Annotated in this window: 12 protein-coding genes; 5 read left to right on the top strand and 7 right to left on the bottom strand. The window is 34.1% G+C overall.

Annotated elements, in window-relative coordinates; translation table 11 throughout:
* Nucleotides 1-312: 312 nt before the first annotated feature.
* Together BM289_RS23310 and bglX are read right to left on the bottom strand one after the other, a co-directional pair.
* On the bottom strand, nt 313-4,464 hold the full coding sequence (locus BM289_RS23310; RefSeq protein WP_091498377.1) for a hybrid sensor histidine kinase/response regulator transcription factor: 4,152 nt from the start codon (nt 4,462-4,464) through the stop codon (nt 313-315).
* A 229-nt stretch (nt 4,465-4,693) separates the two neighbouring features.
* Nucleotides 4,694-6,973, bottom strand: coding sequence for a beta-glucosidase BglX (bglX, locus tag BM289_RS23305; protein WP_091498374.1), 2,280 nt, complete (start codon nt 6,971-6,973; stop codon nt 4,694-4,696).
* Between the two features lie 1,301 nt (nt 6,974-8,274).
* Here bglX and BM289_RS23300 point away from each other — a divergent pair.
* The 3 genes from BM289_RS23300 to BM289_RS23285 all read left to right on the top strand — a co-directional run bounded on the left by BM289_RS23300 (nt 8,275) and on the right by BM289_RS23285 (nt 13,416).
* Nucleotides 8,275-9,888 (top strand): arylsulfatase, encoded by a 1,614-nt coding sequence (locus BM289_RS23300; RefSeq protein ID WP_091498371.1) that lies wholly within the window; start codon nt 8,275-8,277, stop codon nt 9,886-9,888.
* Nucleotides 9,889-11,225: 1,337 nt separating this feature from the next.
* Nucleotides 11,226-11,891 (top strand): hypothetical protein, encoded by a 666-nt coding sequence (locus BM289_RS23290; RefSeq protein WP_143102121.1) that lies wholly within the window; start codon nt 11,226-11,228, stop codon nt 11,889-11,891.
* 10 nt (nt 11,892-11,901) lie between these two features.
* Complete coding sequence (locus BM289_RS23285; RefSeq protein WP_143102120.1) at nt 11,902-13,416, top strand: coiled-coil domain-containing protein; 1,515 nt, start codon at nt 11,902-11,904, stop codon at nt 13,414-13,416.
* A gap of 373 nt (nt 13,417-13,789) precedes the next feature.
* Here BM289_RS23285 and BM289_RS23280 read toward each other — a convergent pair whose 3' ends face one another.
* The 3 genes from BM289_RS23280 to BM289_RS23270 form a co-directional block, all read right to left on the bottom strand.
* Nucleotides 13,790-14,965, bottom strand: a complete 1,176-nt coding sequence (locus BM289_RS23280) for a S41 family peptidase (RefSeq protein WP_091498360.1) — start codon at nt 14,963-14,965, stop codon at nt 13,790-13,792.
* Nucleotides 14,966-15,920: 955 nt separating this feature from the next.
* A complete protein-coding gene (locus tag BM289_RS23275) occupies nt 15,921-16,130 on the bottom strand; it encodes a hypothetical protein (RefSeq protein WP_143102119.1) in 210 nt (69 codons plus the stop codon).
* A 370-nt stretch (nt 16,131-16,500) separates the two neighbouring features.
* Nucleotides 16,501-17,391, bottom strand: coding sequence for a DMT family transporter (locus BM289_RS23270; RefSeq protein WP_091498356.1), 891 nt, complete (start codon nt 17,389-17,391; stop codon nt 16,501-16,503).
* A gap of 118 nt (nt 17,392-17,509) precedes the next feature.
* On the opposite strand from BM289_RS23270, the gene BM289_RS23265 reads away from it, so the two are divergent.
* Nucleotides 17,510-17,977, top strand: a complete 468-nt coding sequence (locus BM289_RS23265) for an Lrp/AsnC family transcriptional regulator (RefSeq protein ID WP_091498353.1) — start codon at nt 17,510-17,512, stop codon at nt 17,975-17,977.
* 1,012 nt (nt 17,978-18,989) lie between these two features.
* On the opposite strand, the gene BM289_RS23260 is transcribed toward BM289_RS23265, so the two are convergent.
* Nucleotides 18,990-19,442 (bottom strand): carboxymuconolactone decarboxylase family protein, encoded by a 453-nt coding sequence (locus tag BM289_RS23260; protein WP_053471468.1) that lies wholly within the window; start codon nt 19,440-19,442, stop codon nt 18,990-18,992.
* 68 nt (nt 19,443-19,510) lie between these two features.
* Complete coding sequence (locus BM289_RS23255) at nt 19,511-20,086, bottom strand: Crp/Fnr family transcriptional regulator (RefSeq protein WP_091498351.1); 576 nt, start codon at nt 20,084-20,086, stop codon at nt 19,511-19,513.
* Between the two features lie 272 nt (nt 20,087-20,358).
* Between BM289_RS23255 and BM289_RS23250 the strand changes: the two genes are divergently transcribed.
* On the top strand, nt 20,359-20,595 hold a 237-nt coding region (locus BM289_RS23250), incomplete at its 3' end, for an ISAon1 family transposase N-terminal region protein (RefSeq protein WP_091498348.1).

Below are 20,595 nucleotides of genomic sequence, written 5' to 3'. Positions count from 1 at the left end.
GCAACAAATGATGCAAAAAGAACAGTTGATACCCTATAATTAGTAAATTAGCACCCTTAACTGTCAAAAATTAAGACTGAGTTTTTGCTAAAATTTTTACTTAAAAAATAGTGTTTGTTTAAAAAAATAAGGGAATATTTTTTATATGTTGATTTTTTTATGAAGTTGAAAAAAATGCTTTTTAAGAAATAGACGCAAAAAAAAGAGCCTCTTTGAACTGCTCCCAAATAGTTTCTAACTTTTTGGATGCAGTCTAATTAGATCGAAGCTCTTTTTATATTTAAGTTATATTTCTGTCAATTGTTTGACATTTTATTCTTTTATCCTTTTTTCTTGAGTAGGCAAATGCCCATATTTAATTTTATAACATTTAGCAAAATAGGAGGGAGAAGTAAAACCTACTTTATAGCTGATTTCATTGATGTTGTTATTTCCCTGTTCTATAAGCTGTTTTGCTTTTTCCAATCTTACATTTCTAATAAATTCATTGACTGATATTCCAGTGAGTGTCTTTATTTTTCTGTAAAGCTGGCTTCTGCTCAAAAATATTTTAGAAGATAAAAGTTCCACGGACAGTTCGGGTTCGCTGATATTTTCAGTAATGAAGTGCAGGATTTTTTGAATGAATTCATTATCCAGTGAAGTTGTTTTTTCTTTCCCCTGTCTGGTTATGCCACTGTAGAACTTCTTAAACATGATTTGTCTGCTTGTAATAAGCTGAGCAAGACTGGATTTTAAAATATCCAATTCAAATGGTTTGCTTAAATACATATCGGCACCGGAATCTATACCTTCTAATCGATCTTTTACCATTGCTTTTGCTGAAAGCATTAACAGAGGAATATGGCTTGTTTTTAAATCTCCTTTTATGTTTTTACATAGCTCTAATCCATCCATAACTGGCATAATAACATCCGTAATGATTAAATCTGGCAATTTTTGAACGGCAAGGTTATAACCCTTTTTGCCATTTTCAGCTGTAATAACTTTGTATGATTTACTTAGTTCCTGTTTTAAATAATTTCGCAATTCTGGATTATCTTCCACAACTAAAACCGTATATGATTTTGAAGAATCAAGATCGGAATTATTGTTTTTTAGATCTTTAGGTTCAGCATCATCTATTTTGTTGACAGATTCAGTTAAGAAATGATTTTTGTTTTTTTCTATTGTAAAGACCTCGTTAACTATTTCACTTTTTTTATAAAAAGAATTCCCTAAAGGAAATAGTACTGTAAATTTTGTGCCTTTACCAACTTCACTTTCAACCTCTATTTTTCCTTTATGCAGTTCAACAAATTGTTTTACAACCTCTAAACCAATTCCAGTGCTGCCATAATAATCTTTGTTTACGTTGTTGAGCTGATAAAACCGGTCAAAAATTTTATTCAAATCTTTCTTGCGAATTCCAGATCCTGTATCTGTAATGGTTATGGAAAATGAAGGTACTTTTTCTCCAGAAATAATCAGGGAATTATCATCTTCTAAAGCAGCTATACGAATAGTTATCAAACCATTGTCGGGCGTAAATTTGAATGCGTTGGAAATAATATTAAAAAGTATTTTTTCCAGCATTTTAGGATCAAGCCAATCTTCAAGTTCATCTGGTATTGATTCAAAATTAACCGTGATATTTCTGGTGGCGGCTTCCTCGTTGAAATAAGCAATAATTCCTTCTGTAAAAGCGACAATCTCAATTTTTTTTGCTTGAAGCGAAATTTTGTTGAATTCTAATTTATTAAAATCCATGAGCTCATTAATTAGTCTCGAAAGCCTGTCAGAGCTCTTATGTACGATTTTAAGTTTATTGTGTATTTCTGGAGATAAATTTTTACTTCTTAAAATATCCTCCAAAGGATTGATTATCAACGTTAATGGCGTTCTGAATTCATGTGAGATATTGGTAAAAAACTGTAATTTTTTATTGTTTAATTTCTCTAACTGAATCGTTTTTTCTTTTTCTAAGAGGATGGCCTGTTTTGCTTTAAAGCGATTTTGATAAATCTTATTGACATATCTAATTAGAAAAATTAAAATAGCGGTATATATTAAATAAGCCCAAATGGTTTTCCACCACGGAGGTAGTATTTTTATTTTCAATTCTAATTGTTTGTTGCTCCAGGAACCATCTGCATTTGCTGACTTTACTTTAAAAGTATAATTGCCCGGCGCAAGATTGGTATATGTTGCGGTTCTGTTATTTCCCGCGTAATTCCAGTCTTTTTCAAAACCTTCTAGATAATAAGCGTATTGATTTTTTTTAGAATAATTATAGTTAATTCCCACATATTCAATCGTAAAAACCGATTGCGTATAGTTGAGCGTAATTTCCTGAGTTTGAGAAATTACTTTGGTCAAAGGAGAACCCTCTTCATTTGGTTTGACAGATCGATTGAATAATTTAAAATCACTGAAATATAAGCGTGGTGCTTTTTCTGATTTTTTAATCTCGCTGGGATTAAAATAATTTACGCCTTCATAACCGCCAAAATATAAATCTCCATTTCCATCTTTAAAAACAGCATTGTTATTAAAATCATTATCAATAAGACCATCATCTTTGTTAAAGCTGGTGCTTTTGTTGTTTTTAAAGTCGATTTTTGTCAAACCAGACCCTCCGCTTACCCATAAAGAGCCATTATTGTCAGAAATTATAGCACGAACGGATTTCTCCTTAAAGCCCGGATAATCATCATAATTCGAAAATGTTTTATTTTTTTTGTTATAACTAAATAGTCCTTGCCCATCAGTTCCTATCCAAATTGTTTTATCATTAGATTCATAAATAGACAAAATAGTCTGGATGCTGTTGTGGTTGTTTATGCCGCTGAACATCGCATCGCGCATTTTTGTTACTTTAAAATTCAATTCGTCTTTTAAATTGACCTGATACAATCCTAAGATTGTTCCTACCCATAAAATATTATCGGAGTCTACAAAAACCTTACGAATAAAAGCGTTGTCTAGAGCATTATCTGTAAACGGTCTGGTGTTGCAATGAATAAAAGTACTGGTTTTATTATCAAAATAATGAAGTCCTTTTATAAAAGTTCCAATCCAGATTCTGCCTTTTGAGTCTTCTGAAAAACTGAAAATCCGATTTGATTTTAATCCTGTTGTATTTGAAGTATTATAGTTAATAAATCGGTTTGTTCCATTTTTCAAAAAGTAAATGCCACGATCCCAGCTTCCGATCCAGATATTTTGTCTGCTGTCTATAAAGATGGTCTGAATGTCAACGGCGTCCAAACCAGAATAATAATTTTGATTTGTCTTGTTTACGTGGATGTAGCTTTTATCACTTAAATTATAAATATCAAGTCCGCCACCTTCATTGCTAATTAGTAAATTACCCTTTTTATCTTTTACAACAGAAGTTACATAGCTGGTCTGTAAAGAATTATCGTTGTTTGCAAGTGATTCAAGCGAATTGAATTTATTGTTAGGTTTGTCAAAAACACCAAGACCTTTATTGAAATATCCTAACCAAAGTCGTTTTTCTTTGTCTTCATATAGAGACCAGACAGAATTAGATTTTAAACTGAAATTATTGTATTTGCTATGCAGGTATTTTCTAAGTACTTGTCCCTTATAATTTACAACCAATAATCCGTCATTTTCGGTGCCACATACAATATAATCAAGACTACTTTGTACAATCGATAAAATTTTGTTTTTGGTTATAGCAAAATTCTCAAATTGATAATTATCTGTTTCGGGTTTAATTTTTATCAGTCCGTTTTCTGTTGTTCCCAGCCATATATATCCAAATTTATCTGTAACAAGATTTTCTATATCGTCTAACAGAGGTTCTCTCTTAAATTTATCTTTGTAAACCTGCTTTACTTTTCCGTTTAGATCAATTTCTAAAAGACCATAGCTGGTTCCTAAATAAATAATTCCTGACTTACTTTTTACGGATGACTTTATTAGAAAATTGGGTTTGTCCAAAACTTTTGACTGCACTAAAGAAACTTTTAAAGTTTTCATATTAAGTTTGAACAATCCAAAGCCGTAAGCGCCAAGGAATAAATTACCATTATTGTCTTCAATGATTGTTTTTATAGTAATTGGTTCACTGTATCCCTTTGTGATTACATCTTCAATATTGATTCTAGTAAAATTATCTAAATCCCTGTTATACAAACATAAACCTTCATCAGTACCCACCCAAAGATTATTTTTTGAATCAATGAAAGTGGCATAAATAAAGTTGCTGTTTACAGAACCAGGTTTTTTGTCATACTTATAACTAAAATAATTAACGCCGTCGTATCGGTATAAACCGCTTCCGTTTGTGCCTATCCATATAAATCCATTATTATCTTGGATGATGGAAGAAACAGCCCTTTTTGAAGTAGTTTCCTGAATGCTTCTAAACTGGTAATTATCAAATTTACCTTGAGCGAACAAGCAGTTTATGACGCTCAAAAAGCATAGTAGGAGGTAGGTAATATTTTTCATTTAGATGTAACAGTATAGGTTATCCAGTATATTTTAAAAATGAAATTTTCAGGATATAAGAAACAATATTAATAAAACTAAACAGAAGACTTAATTTTTTTTGTTCAAATTTGACATATTGCCAAAATCCTGAGTACAATTAATAACCTATAAAAGGAATTATTGTACTCAGGATAGAAGATAAAAAAACTATTCTTTATAGAATTTATGTTTTTTTTATTCTTAAGATTTATTTTAGTTCAAATTTAGAGGATAATCCTTCGTTTGAATTCCAGCCAACCATGATGTTGAAGAGACCTGATTCTACTAAAAATTTACCATCATTATCATAAAAACCAAGTGCTTCATCTGACAATACAAAGTGGATGGTTTTGGTTTCTCCTTTTTTCAGCTCTATAAGCTCAAAAGCTTTTAGTTCTTTTATTGGTCTTACCAGACTTGCGACAGGATCGTTTATATACAGCTGAACAATTTCTTTTCCGTCAAAATTTCCTGTATTTGTAACGTCAACAGAAACTTCAATTTTTTCTCCTTTTTGAAAAGAAGGTTTTGCTATTTTTAAATTTTTATATGCGAAAGATGTATAACTTAATCCGTAACCAAAAGGATACAGCGGTGTTTTTTCAACATCTGAATAATGAGACCAAAATACGTTATTATCTTTATCTGTTGGTCTTCCAGTATTGTACAAATTATAATAAATAGGACATTGGCCTACATTTCTAGGAAATGACATTGGCAGTTTACCACTTGGATTATAATCTCCGTATAAAACCTGCGCAATAGCATTTCCAGACTGTGTTCCCAACTGCCAGGCCTCAACAATAGCAGGAATGTGTTCTGCAGCCCAAGGTAAAGCTAATGGACGTCCGTTATTTAAAACCAAAACAATATTTGGATTTACTTTGTAAACTTCCTCTAGCAACTGCTGTTGATTTCCAGGTAAGTCCAATTCGGTTCTGCTACGTCCTTCGCCGCTTTGAAAGCCAATTTCTCCCAAAACCATTACAACAACATCTGCCTCTTTTGCTATTTTTTTTGCCGCTTCAAACCCAGAAAAATCGGTTGAATTAATTTTTACTTCGTCTAGAAATGATTGTTTATTTAAAGCGACATCTGTTCCTTGCTCATAAACTAATACATTATTTTTATATTGCTGCATTCCTTCCAAAACTGAAACTGCCGTATTATCATCGGCAGCAATTCTCCAACTGCCTAATGGACTGTTTTTATCATTTGCCAAAGCACCGATCAATGCTATTTTAGCACCTGATTTTTTCAAAGGCAAAAGATTTTTATCATTTTTTAATAAAACAATAGATTTTTTAGCCATGTCCAACACATCTTCATTATTTGCTTTATTGCCAATATTTGATTTTTCACGAGCTTCATCACAATATTTATAAGGATCGTCAAATAAGCCTAATTCAAATTTTACTCTAAGAATTCTGCGTACAGCATCATCAATTAGACTTTCTTTTACAGTGCCTTTTTTGGCTAATTTAACCAATTCTGTCACATAAACATTTGATTCCATATCCATATCCGAACCAGCAACAACAGCTTTTCTGGCAGCATCAGCACCATTGGCTGCGTAACCGTGTGTAATCATTTCTGCGATAGAAGCCCAATCAGAAACTACAAATCCTTTAAATCCCCATGCGCCTTTTAAAATATCTCTCTGCAAAAAAACATTTCCCGTTGCAGGTATGCCATTTAAGGTGTTGAATGAATTCATAAAGGTGCGAATCCCAGCATCGACTGTTGCTTTAAAAGGTGGTAATACTGTATTGTACAATTTTGAATTACTCATATCTACGCTATTGTATTCTCGGCCAGCTTCTACAAAACCATAAGCAGCAAAATGCTTCGCACAAGCTATAATTGAGGTATTGTCAAAGTGCTCGCCTTGAAAACCTTTAACTCTTGCCGTTGCAATTTTACTTCCTAAATAGGGATCTTCGCCAGCGCCCTCCATAACTCTTCCCCATCTAGCATCGTTAGTGATATCAACATTTGGAGCAAAAGTCCAGTTTAACCCCGATGCAGATGCTTCGAGAGCAGCTACTCGAGCTGAATTTTTAATGGCTTCCAAATCCCAGCTTGCCGCTTCTGCAAGTGGAATAGGACTGAGGGTTTTGTAGCCATGGATAACATCAAAGCCAAAAAGTAATGGAATCCCAAGACGTGTTTCTTCAACGGCAATTTTTTGCACTGCCCTTACTTCCTTCACACCACGAACTGTTAACATAGAACCAACCCACCCTTTTTTTATATTGTTGTATTTTTCTTCATTAGAACCAGATTCTGGTTTTGGTCCCGTAACATCCCAAGAACCATTGTACTGATTCATCTGACCTACTTTTTCCTCTAATGTCATTTCTTTAATCAGGAATGAAATGCGTTCTTCAATTGGTCTTTTGTAATCCATGTGTTTCTTGTTTTGTGCATATCCATTTGCAAAGATGATCAATGTTAAAAATGAATAGGCTTTTATCCGGTTTTTCATGATAGTGTTTGGTTTTAGGTATTAAAAGTTTTTTTGAAATCAAATAGTAATAAATAATTATGTTTTTTTTATGAAATCTAGAATACTAAAGATTGTAAAAGTAGTTTTAGGGCTCTAATTACAATAATAAATTTGAAGCATTAAGTAATACAAATGATGCATTTGAAAACCTTTAAATGGTAGGATAGGCAGCAGACTTGTTTATTCCAAGAATAAGTTCTCTCGGTACATGTCAGATATCGAACCTTCAGATTATAAAATAATGAAAGATGATTACAGCACAAATTTCGAACCTGCAAAGTGAATTAATGAAATGGTCAACTGCATCTGTTTTGGTAAACAGTAGATTAATTGCAAAAAATAATCGGAACAAAAGATGATTTTAATCTTTTGTCCCGATTAGTGACCTCTACGATACAAATTCAAACAAATTTTATGCAAGATTTAAAGAAATTAGCTTACTTTCAAGTGAATTTGTATGATAAATGATGCTATTATCCAGTGAAGTGGTTTTTTTGTATTGTAGGGGTTATTTACAATTTCTTTATTATCACCATATAATTTTACAGTGGCACCTTTTCCTAATCCGCCACCATCATAAATAAATTCAACTTTTAGTTTTGTTTCCCTTTAACTAAATCTGGTGTCAACTCTAATGGATATCCAAACCACTTTTTTTTAGGGATATATGCTTGTTAAATATATCTTTTTTTTCTGACGGGGACAGGACAAATTACAACATCATTTTTGGAAGATTTGAAGAAATTGGCGTACTATATTTAGAGTCTGTCTTTCATTGGCTTTGTAAATTTGATTTAGATGTACTGTTGGGGTTTGATGCAAAAAAAATATAAAAACTCAATTGGTTTGTGTCATTAGATTAAAATACAATTCTACAAATATTATGGATGGATTGAAAAGATTGTTGTGCTTAAGGTAAAATTGTCTTTCTTTGGCTCTATGGATTACTTTATGCGATTTAGGTTTTGCTGTACAAAATAATCCCTTTCATCAATAACCATACGCCATATTCCTGCGAGTGTAAGATTGGCAAGCGAATTAGACCGCTATGGTGAAGTACTGGAGAAGTTTCCAATTAGTGTTCAGATTAAAACATATTAATTTTAGCTGGTTCTGTCCCAAAGCTATTATTTTGCAGCGCTTATTATTATTTTAATGTTTCATTTAAAAAAATATATGGTTTCATTTTATAATATGAAACCATTTGAAGGGGAAAAAAGTCATCTTTATGAGGATTGGTTTTTAATTTTATTGAATACTAATCCATATAAATTAAAGTTATGAAACAGAAAAACATATTATTAGCTGCAACTTTATGTGCGGTAGTGATTTTTAATGTAGAAGCTCAGACTATAAAGAAGCCCAATATTATAATGGTTATCTCAGACGATACGGGCTGGGGAGATTTAGGAGTTTATGGAGGAGGAGTCGGACGAGGAATGCCGACACCCAATCTGGATCGAATGGCTAAGGAGGGAATGCAATTCTGGTCCTTTTATGGACAGCCAAGCTGCACGCCCGGAAGAGCTGCAATGCTCACTGGACGCATTCCGAATCGAAGCGGCATGACTACTGTTGCTTTTCAGGGTCAGGGAGGTGGGCTGCCTAAAGAAGAATGGACGCTGGCTTCGGTGCTTAAAAAAGCCAATTACAAAACGTATTTTTCAGGAAAATGGCACCTTGGAGAAGCAGATTATTCGATGCCTATTGCTCATGGTTTTGACAAAATGCAGAATGTAGTGCTTTACCATCTTAATGCTTATACTTATGCTTTCCAGTCTTGGAATCCGGAAATGTCTCCGGAGATGTTGGAGCTTTTCAAAAAAGTAACTACAGGCATACTTGAAGGCGAAGCAGGCGGAAAAGCTAGAGAGGTTAGTAAGGTTACTGAAGAGAATATTGCTGAACTGGATATGATGATGGTGGAAAACAACTTAAAGCAGCTTGATGAATATGGAAAAAGCAAAGATCCATTCTTTATGTGTATCAATTTTGCTAAAAACCATCAGCCAAACCTTCCTTCCAAACAATTTATTGGCAAATCTCCCGGAAAAAGCAAATATTCAGATGCCGTAGTGGAGATGGATTATAATGTAGGTCGTATTATGGATAAAATTCGTTCTTTGGGCATAGCAGAAAATACAATTGTCATTTATACAGTGGATAATGGTGCCTGGCAGGATGTGCATCCTGATTCAGGATATACTCCTTTTAGAGGTACTAAAGGAACAGACAGGGAAGGTGGAAGTCGCGTGCCTGCAATTGCTTGGTGGCCGGGACAGATTGAGCCAGGAAGCCAAAGCCATGATATCGTAGGAGGACTCGATCTTATGGCAACATTTGCAAGTCTTGCTGGCGTGGAGCTTCCTAAAAAGGACAGGGCGGGTGCTGATATGGTATTTGACAGTTATGACATGTCTAATGTATTGTTTAAAAAGGGAACGCCGCTGCGTGATAGATGGTTTTATTTTACAGAAGCAGAATTGTCTCCAGGAGCTGTGCGAATCGGAAAATTCAAAGCAGTATTTAATACCCGTGGGGATAACGGAGCTATTGCAGGAAGTGACGCTCCCGGACAGCAGCTTGGCTGGAGAGGAGATGAAACGTATGTAGCGACGGTTCCGGCTATTTATAATTTGTGGCAGGATCCTCAGGAGCGTTATGATTTGTTTATGAACAGCTGGACAGAGAAAACATGGACTGCGATAATTTTTAATCAGGCAATTGCCGATCTTATGAAAACTTATGCCAAGATACCTCCAAGAGCGCCTCAGAGCGAAACCTTTACAGGCGAGATGCAGATTGAGCGCTACAGGACTATTGAACAGGTGAAAAAAATGATGAATGAAAAGAAAGTTAATCTTCCGCCACTAAGCGTGGACTCTAAGCAATAAAATTTTTCAGCCTATTATATCAGAAGGGACGGCACGGCCGTCTCTTTTCATTTTCAGCAGAAAAAGAAATAAATCAATTTTTTGCTTTAGTCGGGTAGCAATTACATTTGAAAAGGAGAACGGGAAATTCAAATAATTTTGAAATATTAGACAATTTTAAAATAAGATTTCATTTTATGAAATTGGACATTAATTAGAAAAAACTAGGGTATAATAAAGTCATAATTTCACTTCATTCTGGGTGTTCGAATTCTGTTAAGTTATTGGATGATAAATCAATTATTTGCGCAGTTTTTTGCATAAATATATACACTGATGCAATTTACTATTATTTTAAAGAATAAAAATAGAAGTAAAAATGATTCAAAGTTATCGTATTTATTGAGCTTAAATAAAAAAAAGGCGCCAATTGAAGACAATTGGCGCCATCTGGTTTTTGTGACCCTTAATGAACAATTTACAAACCATTTTATGAATGATTTAAAGAAATTAGCTTATTTTCAAATGAATTTGTAAGATAATTATTTTAAGTTTTTGTTTTGTTGCGGTTTGGGTGTCCTGTTAAGGTTAAACGTTAAAAAATGTTAAAACTTATGGATATTTAAATTTATTAAGTTGTAATAATTTTTTATAAAATTCTTTAAAATGAAATTTGCTATTATTTAAAGAGAACGGGTTGATTTTAGTAAAATTAAATAAATGGTTGGAGATTATTCTAATCAAAATGCGGTCGGGATATTAGTGTTTTTAAACTGCTTTAATCTAATTAGTGGGTAATTATGTATATTTAATAGGGATGAGGAGAGCAGGATTCGAACTTTAAGCTTGAACCCGCTGTAAATGCCACCTTTATTTTTGTCTTGAACCTCAGTGCACCGATTCTGCACCAAATTCAAATTTTACTATTTCAATATTAAATTATACACAAAACTTAAAATACTAACAAATGGCCGTAGTATTATTCTTTTTGTATAACAAATATATTAAAAATACTGAATACTTAAGCTTAAAAAATATTTTGATCGCTCAGCAATTCGAACCTAAGATATATAGAGCCTGGTTTTAATGATTTAAGAAGCATAAGAAAAGTTATGCGCCACGATTATGCCATGGATATATACAGGGTGAAAAACGTGGAGCAGGTAAATTAGTTGATAGTTATGTAAAGTATTGTTTTTTTGCTGTTTTTGATTATTTTTGAACGTTGTAAATGGCAAATGGAAATCCGATTAAAGGATTTCATTCTAAATAAATGAAGGCATAGGATTTAAATTATTAATATACTTAACAATACTGCTAATCGTATGAAAACAGTGCAGATACTGATCGCAGGGATTATGTTCCTGCTTGTCACGCCGTCCCGGGCGCAGAATCTAACGAAACAAGAAACGGTAAACTACATTAATAAAAAGATAACCGAGGCCAGAAACAAAATCCATCCTTTTGTAATCGACGATAAAGTGCAGTTTGCAGCACCGCTTTCATTTTCGGATTCTTGGGCTTATATCTATGAAAATAACCTTGCTTCGGGGTCAAATAACAAGATTGTATATACTGGAAGCTTCGCTACTGATCAATATGGCTGCTATAACAGGCAGCACTATAATTTCACTACCCCTGAATATTATAGCGGTGTTTATTCCAGTGTAGAATTCCTGCCTGCCCATATAAGTGCAGTCGAAATAATCCCAACCCAGCCACATCAGGAAGTGGGGCTCTTAAAACTCAGTTTCATTCCCAATGCACTTAAGCAGTTGGCATACCAATATAAAAAGAGGGTGTACTGTACCTATCCTGGCAACGGGGACGCTTTTTGCGACTGTTGGAATTATGACAGCAGGCTGGTTGGATCCATGTATACATCGACATATTTTGATTATGATACCGTAATTTACATTCCATTTCTTAAACTCGATGGAGATGAGAATAGACTGAAAAAAGCTTTTGAATACCTAAAAGATTTATACTTGGCGGAACAAGAGGATGATCCTTTTGGCAAATAAACATTTCAGGATGAAAAATTACATATATTGCTTAGCGCTTACTGTTTTCTGTACGATGAAATTGCATGCGCAGACTGTAGGAATCGGAGAGGTATCAGCCATTGAAAGCAAGGCAGGATCTATAGAAGCGTCAAGATTGCGGATTCTACAGCTAGAGTCCGAGCTGCCTCAGCTAGAGAAACTATGGCAAGACAAGCTGCAAAAGCTACGATCTGAAATCGAGCAAATTTATAAGGATAGGGATAACCTGATAGCAGATATGAAAGCGGGTGCAAGATGCAGCAAATGCAATGAATGGAAATCTGAATTTGAAAAGAAAGGACAAAGCTTTGAAAAACATTTAGGGGAAGTAAAAGGATATGCCATTCCAGCTACAACATCTGAATTAGAGACTGCTCGAAAAGGATTCTCAGAGAAAATTGCCATTCTTAAGGTGCAGCTTAAGAATTTGGAAAAAGGCGATAATACTATTCTGAAAAAAAAGGAGCAGATTCAAAAACTTAAAGATGACAACGATAGGCTGTGCCAGGAAATAACTCTCCACAGCAAAAACTACGAAATGATTCTGCTTGACGACTCCAAAGCAAAGCAGAAAATGTGGTCAGATGAACTTATGACTTCTGCTGTAAAAACCCTTATATCAGATGACAAGATTACCATTTGCAAAGCTAAAATACCGCGAATTGAGAAGGAATTTCAAAACCTAAGCGAAGAAATTAAGCAGAAATTGAAAAATGATAATGAAAAGTTACTGCAATCAAAAAATAACATCATATCGTCCAATGAGCAGAAAATCAATACTATACAAACTCTGTATGAAAGCAGGCTATTGCAGCTACAGGTGCAGGTGCAGGAATTGGAAGCCCTGAAAAATGGTCTGCAGAAAGAGCTCTCTTCCGACAGCATAGCGGCCAGACTTGAAATGACTGGAAAGCAGATCGTTGTAATTAGAGACAGTATTACCGAGCTAGAAAAACAGACAAAGGACAGCATAGCATTACTTCAAGCAGAAAATAAAAAATTAAATGCAGAGATATGGTCTCTTAAGACCGATCTGCCAAACGAACAGCAAAAGGCCCTTCTGCCTTTAAAAGAAAAGCGGGATGCAAAGAAAAAAGAAATTGAACTCTTGCATGCTGCGGCCATATCTGAGCTGGCAGAGAATAAAAAATCCTTTGCAGAGAAGACAGCGCAGTGCCAGAAGAATAACGACGTTTACACCGCAGAGATATCTATAGAACTCACCCGCATGTACTCAGCAGGACAGAAAGTTGGATGCCCGGTCTACAACAGTATAAAGGGAACAGTGGTGTCAAACTGGAACGAAACGGCTTCCTGCGTGAAGGCGGTCGCATCCTTATCAAAGCCTTACTCAACAAATGTTTTTAATGCTTATTGCAAAGGGCAAGACTCATCGGGATATATGTTTGGTTATAAGAGCTTTTTAGCCTCACTTAGTTCAGAAGATAAACTGGCGGTTAAAGAGGCAAGTAATGCTGACTGGTTTGAATTAATGATGCGCTAGATAATCCTGCTTCCAACGGGTTAGAGTTGGATTTTTTAATATAATTGAACCTAAGTACTGAAGTGGTTGTTTTTATTGATTTTGTTATTCCACAGGAAGTTTAGTGCCACGATTCTGCCACAAAACTTGCAATGAGTGTTTTCAGCATATTTCAAGTGCTATCTTGTGGCGGGAACAGGACTCGAACCCTCTGGATAAATACACTAATAAAATTAAGTTGTATAAGTTTCGAACCTAAGCTTATCAAATGTCGATTTTACCGGATTTCCTGTTTTTCAAAAATACCATGTGCCACGATATTGCCACAAAAACTAAAGCTTATGAAAAATCAGTAAAATTTGCTTAGTTTTTATTCCTAATAGCTGTAGTTTATTTAATTGCGGGTCTTCAATAATACTTTGATAGCTGTGTCTAATACGGGGTCATTTAAGTTTAGCAAATCATTTTGGGTATTTAGAACATGAATGTCAACAGGTGCGCCGATTCCTTCATAACAAATCATTTTGTTGTCGTAGTACCGCTCATTAGAAAGTGAAATAAGCCACCCATTTGGAAGTGTAAAGCCATACATATTTGAGTAAATACCGCGTGTGCTTGAACCGACAATTTTTACAGTGGGCAGTTCTCTCATTATTGAAGCAAATAAATCTCCGGCGCTTACTGTTTTGTCATTCGTTAAGACTACTACGGGTTTTGTAAATTGAAAAACACCTTTAGGCTCAGTGTACCATGTTTCAAGCTGCCCAAAATCTTCATATCCTCCCTTTCTTATTCTCGTTTTTTTATGCATCCCAATTACTTTACTAGCTGTAAATCTGCCAGCAACTTCATAAGCAAATTCATCATTGCCCCCAATATTATCTCTTACATCTACAATAATTGATTTCACATCTTTAAAACTTGCAAACAGCGTATCCAAAAGTTTACCTGCAACTGCTGCATCTGGCACATTATCAGAATCCTGATCAACGAAGCATCTGTTGAAACGCAGGTATCCAATACCATTTGAAGTCGAATAAGCAAACAGAGGTACATGATTAAATTCTGGACCTGTGTATTGCAACGCTGTAAAATGTTTATGCGATAAGGAAGAATTTACCATCTGCCAAAACTCATTACGCAAACTATCCGTTGGGAACTCTTTTACGAACTGCGAAGGTTTCACGGATTTGAATTGCTTTATTCCCGGAACGATAACATTGATATGATTGTCCTTAAAAGGAGCCAGCATCTGAGAAAAAACCGTATATAAAGAATCATCAGAAGTATTGGCGTTTATCAGCGGCCTATATTTTTGATAGGCGGCATGCCAGTCAATATTCCTTAACTTAAAGAAGGCATAGTTGTCTTCAAAAGTATGCCATAATACTTCAAAATTTAATTCCGGTTTTGAAATGGCAGTGTCCTTTGGATAGGATACCGGATTTTGGGCAAAGACAAAACTTACAGAAAAAGATAGCAATACAAGGATGATTTTTTTCATTTTAAAATTTTTAATGTTCGATGTTAGTTTCCATTTTCGAATAGTGGCGATAAGAAAATAAGCCAATTTTTAGAGTCAATACAACAACAGCAACAACAAATCTATCAATACTTCAATAAGAAAAGTAATCTTCCTATTCTTTTTGTAATATCAATGTTTTCTGATTTATCAGGAGTTACTCTCTGGTATTAGTCTTGACAACTATCCATCTCGCGGTCCTTTTTGTTTTTTCTCAAGATTACAGGATTTAGGATTAAATACTGCATTTGCGGCTTCTTTATAAGAAGAGCGTTTACTTCATCACACTCTGATTTTCCAGCTTTTGCAGAAAGTAAAATTACTCGATCGACAAGACATTAAATTGTATAAATGCGAACTGCATACTTTTTTTTGAACGTAAGAAAGAATTAATTAATGTCTTCAATAGAACAACAATTGCTAGGCGTAGATATTTATTTTATCAAAAAAGCAACCTAATTGGAGAAAATAATAGGAAGAATTTCAGATTTGGTTAGATTTCGCGCTTCTTGTCTATCCGCACATCCAAATTTTGTCTAGTAAACATGTAGTAATGTTTCGAACTTATGGCTTCAAGTAGCTGTTTTATAATCTTTTAAATTGTATCTTGAATCTAGGTGCACCGATTCTGCACCCAGATTCAAATATATCTTTTTTCAATATTTTATCTGCCTAAAAATATGTAATACACATTTGAAAATGAGCTTCTTAAGTATTGATTTTTTAAGGTTTATTATTTCTAAATAAATTATACTAAGATTTTACCGCAAATTGGTATGGTTTACTATCTATAAAAAACGCTTTTTCTTTTTGGCGAAATTGTAGGCAACCCCAAATAAAGCTTGTGCTATAAATGTTCTATTTAGCTAATCTGGCATTTTAATTTATCAATACTGAAAGTTAAATCTTTGATTAAAAATTATTATTTAGAAAATTACAAGTACTGCAATAAATTACTCCTTCAGGAGAGACATTTTTTTTCTGCTTAATTTTAGTTGGAGTGTCAGTTTTTTTTATCTAATATGGTATTTTCTACAGTTTCACCACTTTCTGAGTCTTTTAGAAATTTCTTCACAGTACCTTCTGCCAAAAATCTTAAAAAAGACAATATTTCAGCACCTTCGTCTAGGGTGACGTTCATCCCTTCGTCGGTTAGCATTTTATGTGCCTTCTCGTGAGTTATTTTCCATTTGTCATTTTGGTTATTCATCATCTGTTGAGTTTTGTAACTCAAAGATAATCATTTGTTTATGTAGTCTATTAATGGTTTTGTTTTGTATCGTAGAGAGACCTCAACAGGACAAATTACAACATCATTTTTGGATGATTTGAAGAGATTGGCTTACTATATGTAGTGTCTATCTTCCATTGGCTTTGTATTTTTGGTTTAGATGTCCTGTTGGGGATTGATGCAAAAATTATAAAAACCATATTAGTTAATGGTAGTAAACTGATATACAATTCTACAAATATTATCGAGGATTTGGAAAGATTGTTATAATTAAGGTATAATTGTATTTGCTTGGCTTTATTATTTTCAATTTTGAATTCAATAAAGTAAAAGATAGAATTAGAAAAGAAAATTACAATCTTCTGAGTAAGAAAATTGTTGAAATTATAAATATACTTCCAATCCAGTCCATTATACCGAATGTAACATTCAGCCAAAGCACAGAAATAATAGCTGCCGATAAGGGTTCAGCTGATGCCAGCAAACTTGTTTTTTGCGAGCCGATTATTTTTACGGCCGTAAGATAGAAGTAAAATGCTGCGAGAGTTCCAAAAAGTATTATAAATGCGGTGTATAAATAAGTATATTTATCCCATTCTCCGGTAACGTCAAGGGGAGAATGAACAAAACTAAGTACTATTCCTCCAATCAGCATTGCCCATCCAATAACAACTGCCGAATTATAGCGTTTAAGCAGACCAATTGGCTGAATGCTGTAAAAAGCCAGTGATAATGCAGAAGCTAAACCCCAATAAAGAGCTGCCGTGGAAATAGAAAGACCATCAGTTTTACCATGTGTAACTAAGAGATAGGTTCCGACTACCGCAAGAAATATTGCCAGATATTCGATAGGTTTTGGATTTTTTTTATTTTTTAAAGCCAGATAAACAGCTATTATTACTGGACCGGAATATTGAAGTACGGTTGCCGTTGCCGCATTGGAGTATTTAATTGCTGCAAAATAAGTGTATTGAACAGCCATCATTCCAAGCAGGCTAAATAATAACAGATGAAGAACATCTCTTTTATTGCGCCATATCAGCCAAAGATCTTTCTGCTTACTTATTAAGGAAAATAGTAATAATAATATTGCTGAGAAAAGCAATCTCACAGTAACAAGCCATTCGACATTAATTTGCCTCTGCTGAAAGAGGAACTGACCAAACGTTCCGGAGACACCCCAGAAAATTGCTGCAATAATAGCTAATGAAAACCCTGCCAGTTGTTTGTTTTTTTCTTTCATTTAATTGTATTTAATAATAGGGAAATAATTTATGATGCAAAAATAATTCACTAGATGTGTTTATTTTCGTTAATTTACAGTGTTTATTTGCAATTTTGTTTCATAAGTACATAAAAAAATGGCATTAGATAAATTTGATTTAGAGATATTAGAAATTCTTCAAAAGAATAATCTAACACCGCAAAGAGATATCGGCGATAGAATAGGGCTCTCAGCAGCGGCGGTGCAAAGACGTATTAAGAGAATGCGTGAAACAGGTGTTATAACTGCAGACGTATCAGTGGTAGATCAAAGTGAACTTGGGCATCCTCTGACTATATTTGTAGAAGTGGAGTTGAAAGACGAACAACTAAAATTAATAGATGAAGCCAAGCAACTTTTTAGTAGTATTGCTGAAGTGCAGCAATGTTATTATGTAACAGGTGATGTTGATTTTATACTTGTGCTTGCATTGCCTACAATGTCGGATTATGAGAAACTGACCAGAAAATTATTTTTTGGCAATCCTAATGTTAAGAAGTTTAAAACTTTTGTTTCAATGCAAAGTGTTAAGACTACTTTTGAAATTCCGATCATAAAGAAGTAAAAGAGCATTGTATTATCTGCGCATAGGGATTGATGAGAAAATCCATTTCAGTTTGTCAATAATTTTAATAAAATTTTCGACGAATAAACCATTTTTTGCTACAGTCGAACAATAATTATATTTAAAAAAAGTACGAGTAGAAAATTCAAATAATTTTGAAATATTAAAACATTTTAAAATGAGATTTCATTTTCTGAAATTGAACAGTATCTAGAAAAAAATTAGATATTTCAAAGCCATATTTTTTCTTCATTTTTGGTGTTCGAATCCTGTTAAATTATCGAGTGGCAAATCGACTATTTGTGCTGTTTTTTATATAGTATATACTTTAATGCAATTTAGCTATTGTTTGAAATAAAGAAAATAAAAGCAAAAATGATTAAAAGTTAGCGTATTTATAGTGTATATAAAAAAATGGCGTCAATTGTCTTCAATTGGCGCCATTTGGCTGTAGTGACCTCTACGGGACAAATTACAATAAATTTTTTGGAAGATTTGAAGAGATTGGCGTACTACATGTAGTGTCTGTCTTTCATTGGCTATATTATTTTGGTTTAGATGTACCGTTGGGGATTGATGTAAAAATTATACAAACTCAATTGATTCATAGCATTAAACAAATATAAATTTACAAATTTTATCAAGGATTAAAAAAAATGTTTTAGTTAGGGTAGGATTGTTTTTCTTCAGCTTTATGAATTACTCTCAGATTTTTTATATTAATGATTTTTAGGAGCGTTTCCAGCTATCAGTACCAATCTTTTGTCTCGATGTAAAAGAATTTGTGTTGCTATTAGGACCAAAAAAATTGATGTATGTTTTGTGATAAATAGAGGAATGTCAGCAATTTGCCGTCTTTCGGAAACATTAAAATGTTTGCTAATTGGTTATCCTAAATAAGTTTTTCGTAAAAGCAATAAGCCCGAAACAAATCGGGCCTATCGTCTTCAAATTTAATTGTAATTCTAAAATTTTTGATGCATCGTAATTAAACTATTTTTTTTTTGCAATGTTATGCAAGACTTTCTCCTATACGGAGATGGGTGCTGAGAACAACCCTGTTCCAAAGATTGATTGTAATTACGGCCGTTATTATATCTGCTATCTGGCTTTCACTGAAATACTGCAAGGCCTTTGTATAGGTTTCATCCGTTAATCCATTCTCATGGATTAATGTTATTTCTTCAGTTACAGCAAGAACTGCTTTTTCCTCTTCTGTAAAAATGTCCCCAGCTTCCTTCCAGGCACTCAAGAGAAAAATACGCTGGTTTGACTCGCCGTTTTTAACGGCGTCCTGGGTGTGGATGTTGATGCAGTATGCACAGCCGTTAATCTGCGAGGCACGTATCTTTATGAGTTCTTTGGCTGTCTTGGATATGGAAATCTTTGAAAGGTAGCTTTCAAGGCCGATCATCGCTTTCAGTGCATCTGGAGCGGCCTGCTTAATGTTAAGTCGTTTTTGCATTGTATTATTATTTTTAAATTGTTCCATGCAAAATTGAACAATAAGGAAAGGAAAAAACTTAAACTGGTTTAAGAAAGAAGCCTTTTGCGTATTTCGCTCAAGTATTCGGGTGTGAATCCTAGATAGGAAGCAATCAGGTATTGGGGAACACGCTGGATGAATTCGGGGTGGTTTCTGACTGCCTGGAAATAAAACTCTTCCTTAGAGAACGAGAAAAGGAATTTAATGCGTTTTTGGGCCGCCGCATATGCCCTCTGGTAAACAAAACGGAAATAGCGCTCCATTACCGGAAACTCTTCCAGCAACTTCTGCTGCTTCTCCAAAGTGATGTAAAGCAATGTTGATTTCTCTACTGCCTGAATATAAAATTCTGTCGCGAGCTGGTTCTCGTAGGCAAAGTTATCGGTAAGCCACCATGTTTCTATGGCAAATTCCGTGGTTTGTTCGGTACCTTTCTCGTTAATATAAAACTTTCTAAGCAGGCCGTCCAAAACAAAATAATGATGCCGGCAGATCTGTCCCTCCTTTAGAAGGTTCTCTTTTTTATAAGTTTCTTTAATGTCGAAGAATTTTTTGATCTGCTCAAAGTCATTGTCTGAGATCTGTGCAAATTTGGCTATATGGTTTTTGAGTATATTGGACATCTGGCGTAAATGACATATTGGTTTTGACTGTTTGGCCAGCTTTTTAATCGGAATGGCATCGCTGGCAGGCTCTTAAGCAAATATAGCAATAATATGCTTAGATACGTTTTGAAATCAGATTTCATTATTTGTCATTAAATAGTAATTGAAAGCAATTTGGAGATTATATAGAGTCACTTTCTATTATATTCTGGGGGTTCGAATGGATCAAGAACAAAACTTGGGGAAGAATATCAAAATAAAATCAGAAATTTGCAGTCTAAGAATTACACATGACTGCTTTAGAACTTTTAAAATTTATGCTTCCTGATTTTTTAGTAGATCACTTTGAAGTAGTTTCCACCAGCAACACAGAAGAAGTATTGCATCTGTATTTTGAAGAAAAAATAAAACCTCCGCAAGAGTTCAATGCTCTAGAATTGGTTTCCAAGGGTTTCATGGATGAGATTACGATTCAGGATTTCCCTTTAAGAGGCAGGTTTGTATATTTACATATCAAAAGACGTCGT

It is taken from the genome of Flavobacterium phragmitis (assembly GCF_900112575.1).
Lineage (GTDB): Bacteria > Bacteroidota > Bacteroidia > Flavobacteriales > Flavobacteriaceae > Flavobacterium > Flavobacterium phragmitis.
This window is presented reverse-complemented; position numbering and strand designations above follow the sequence as displayed.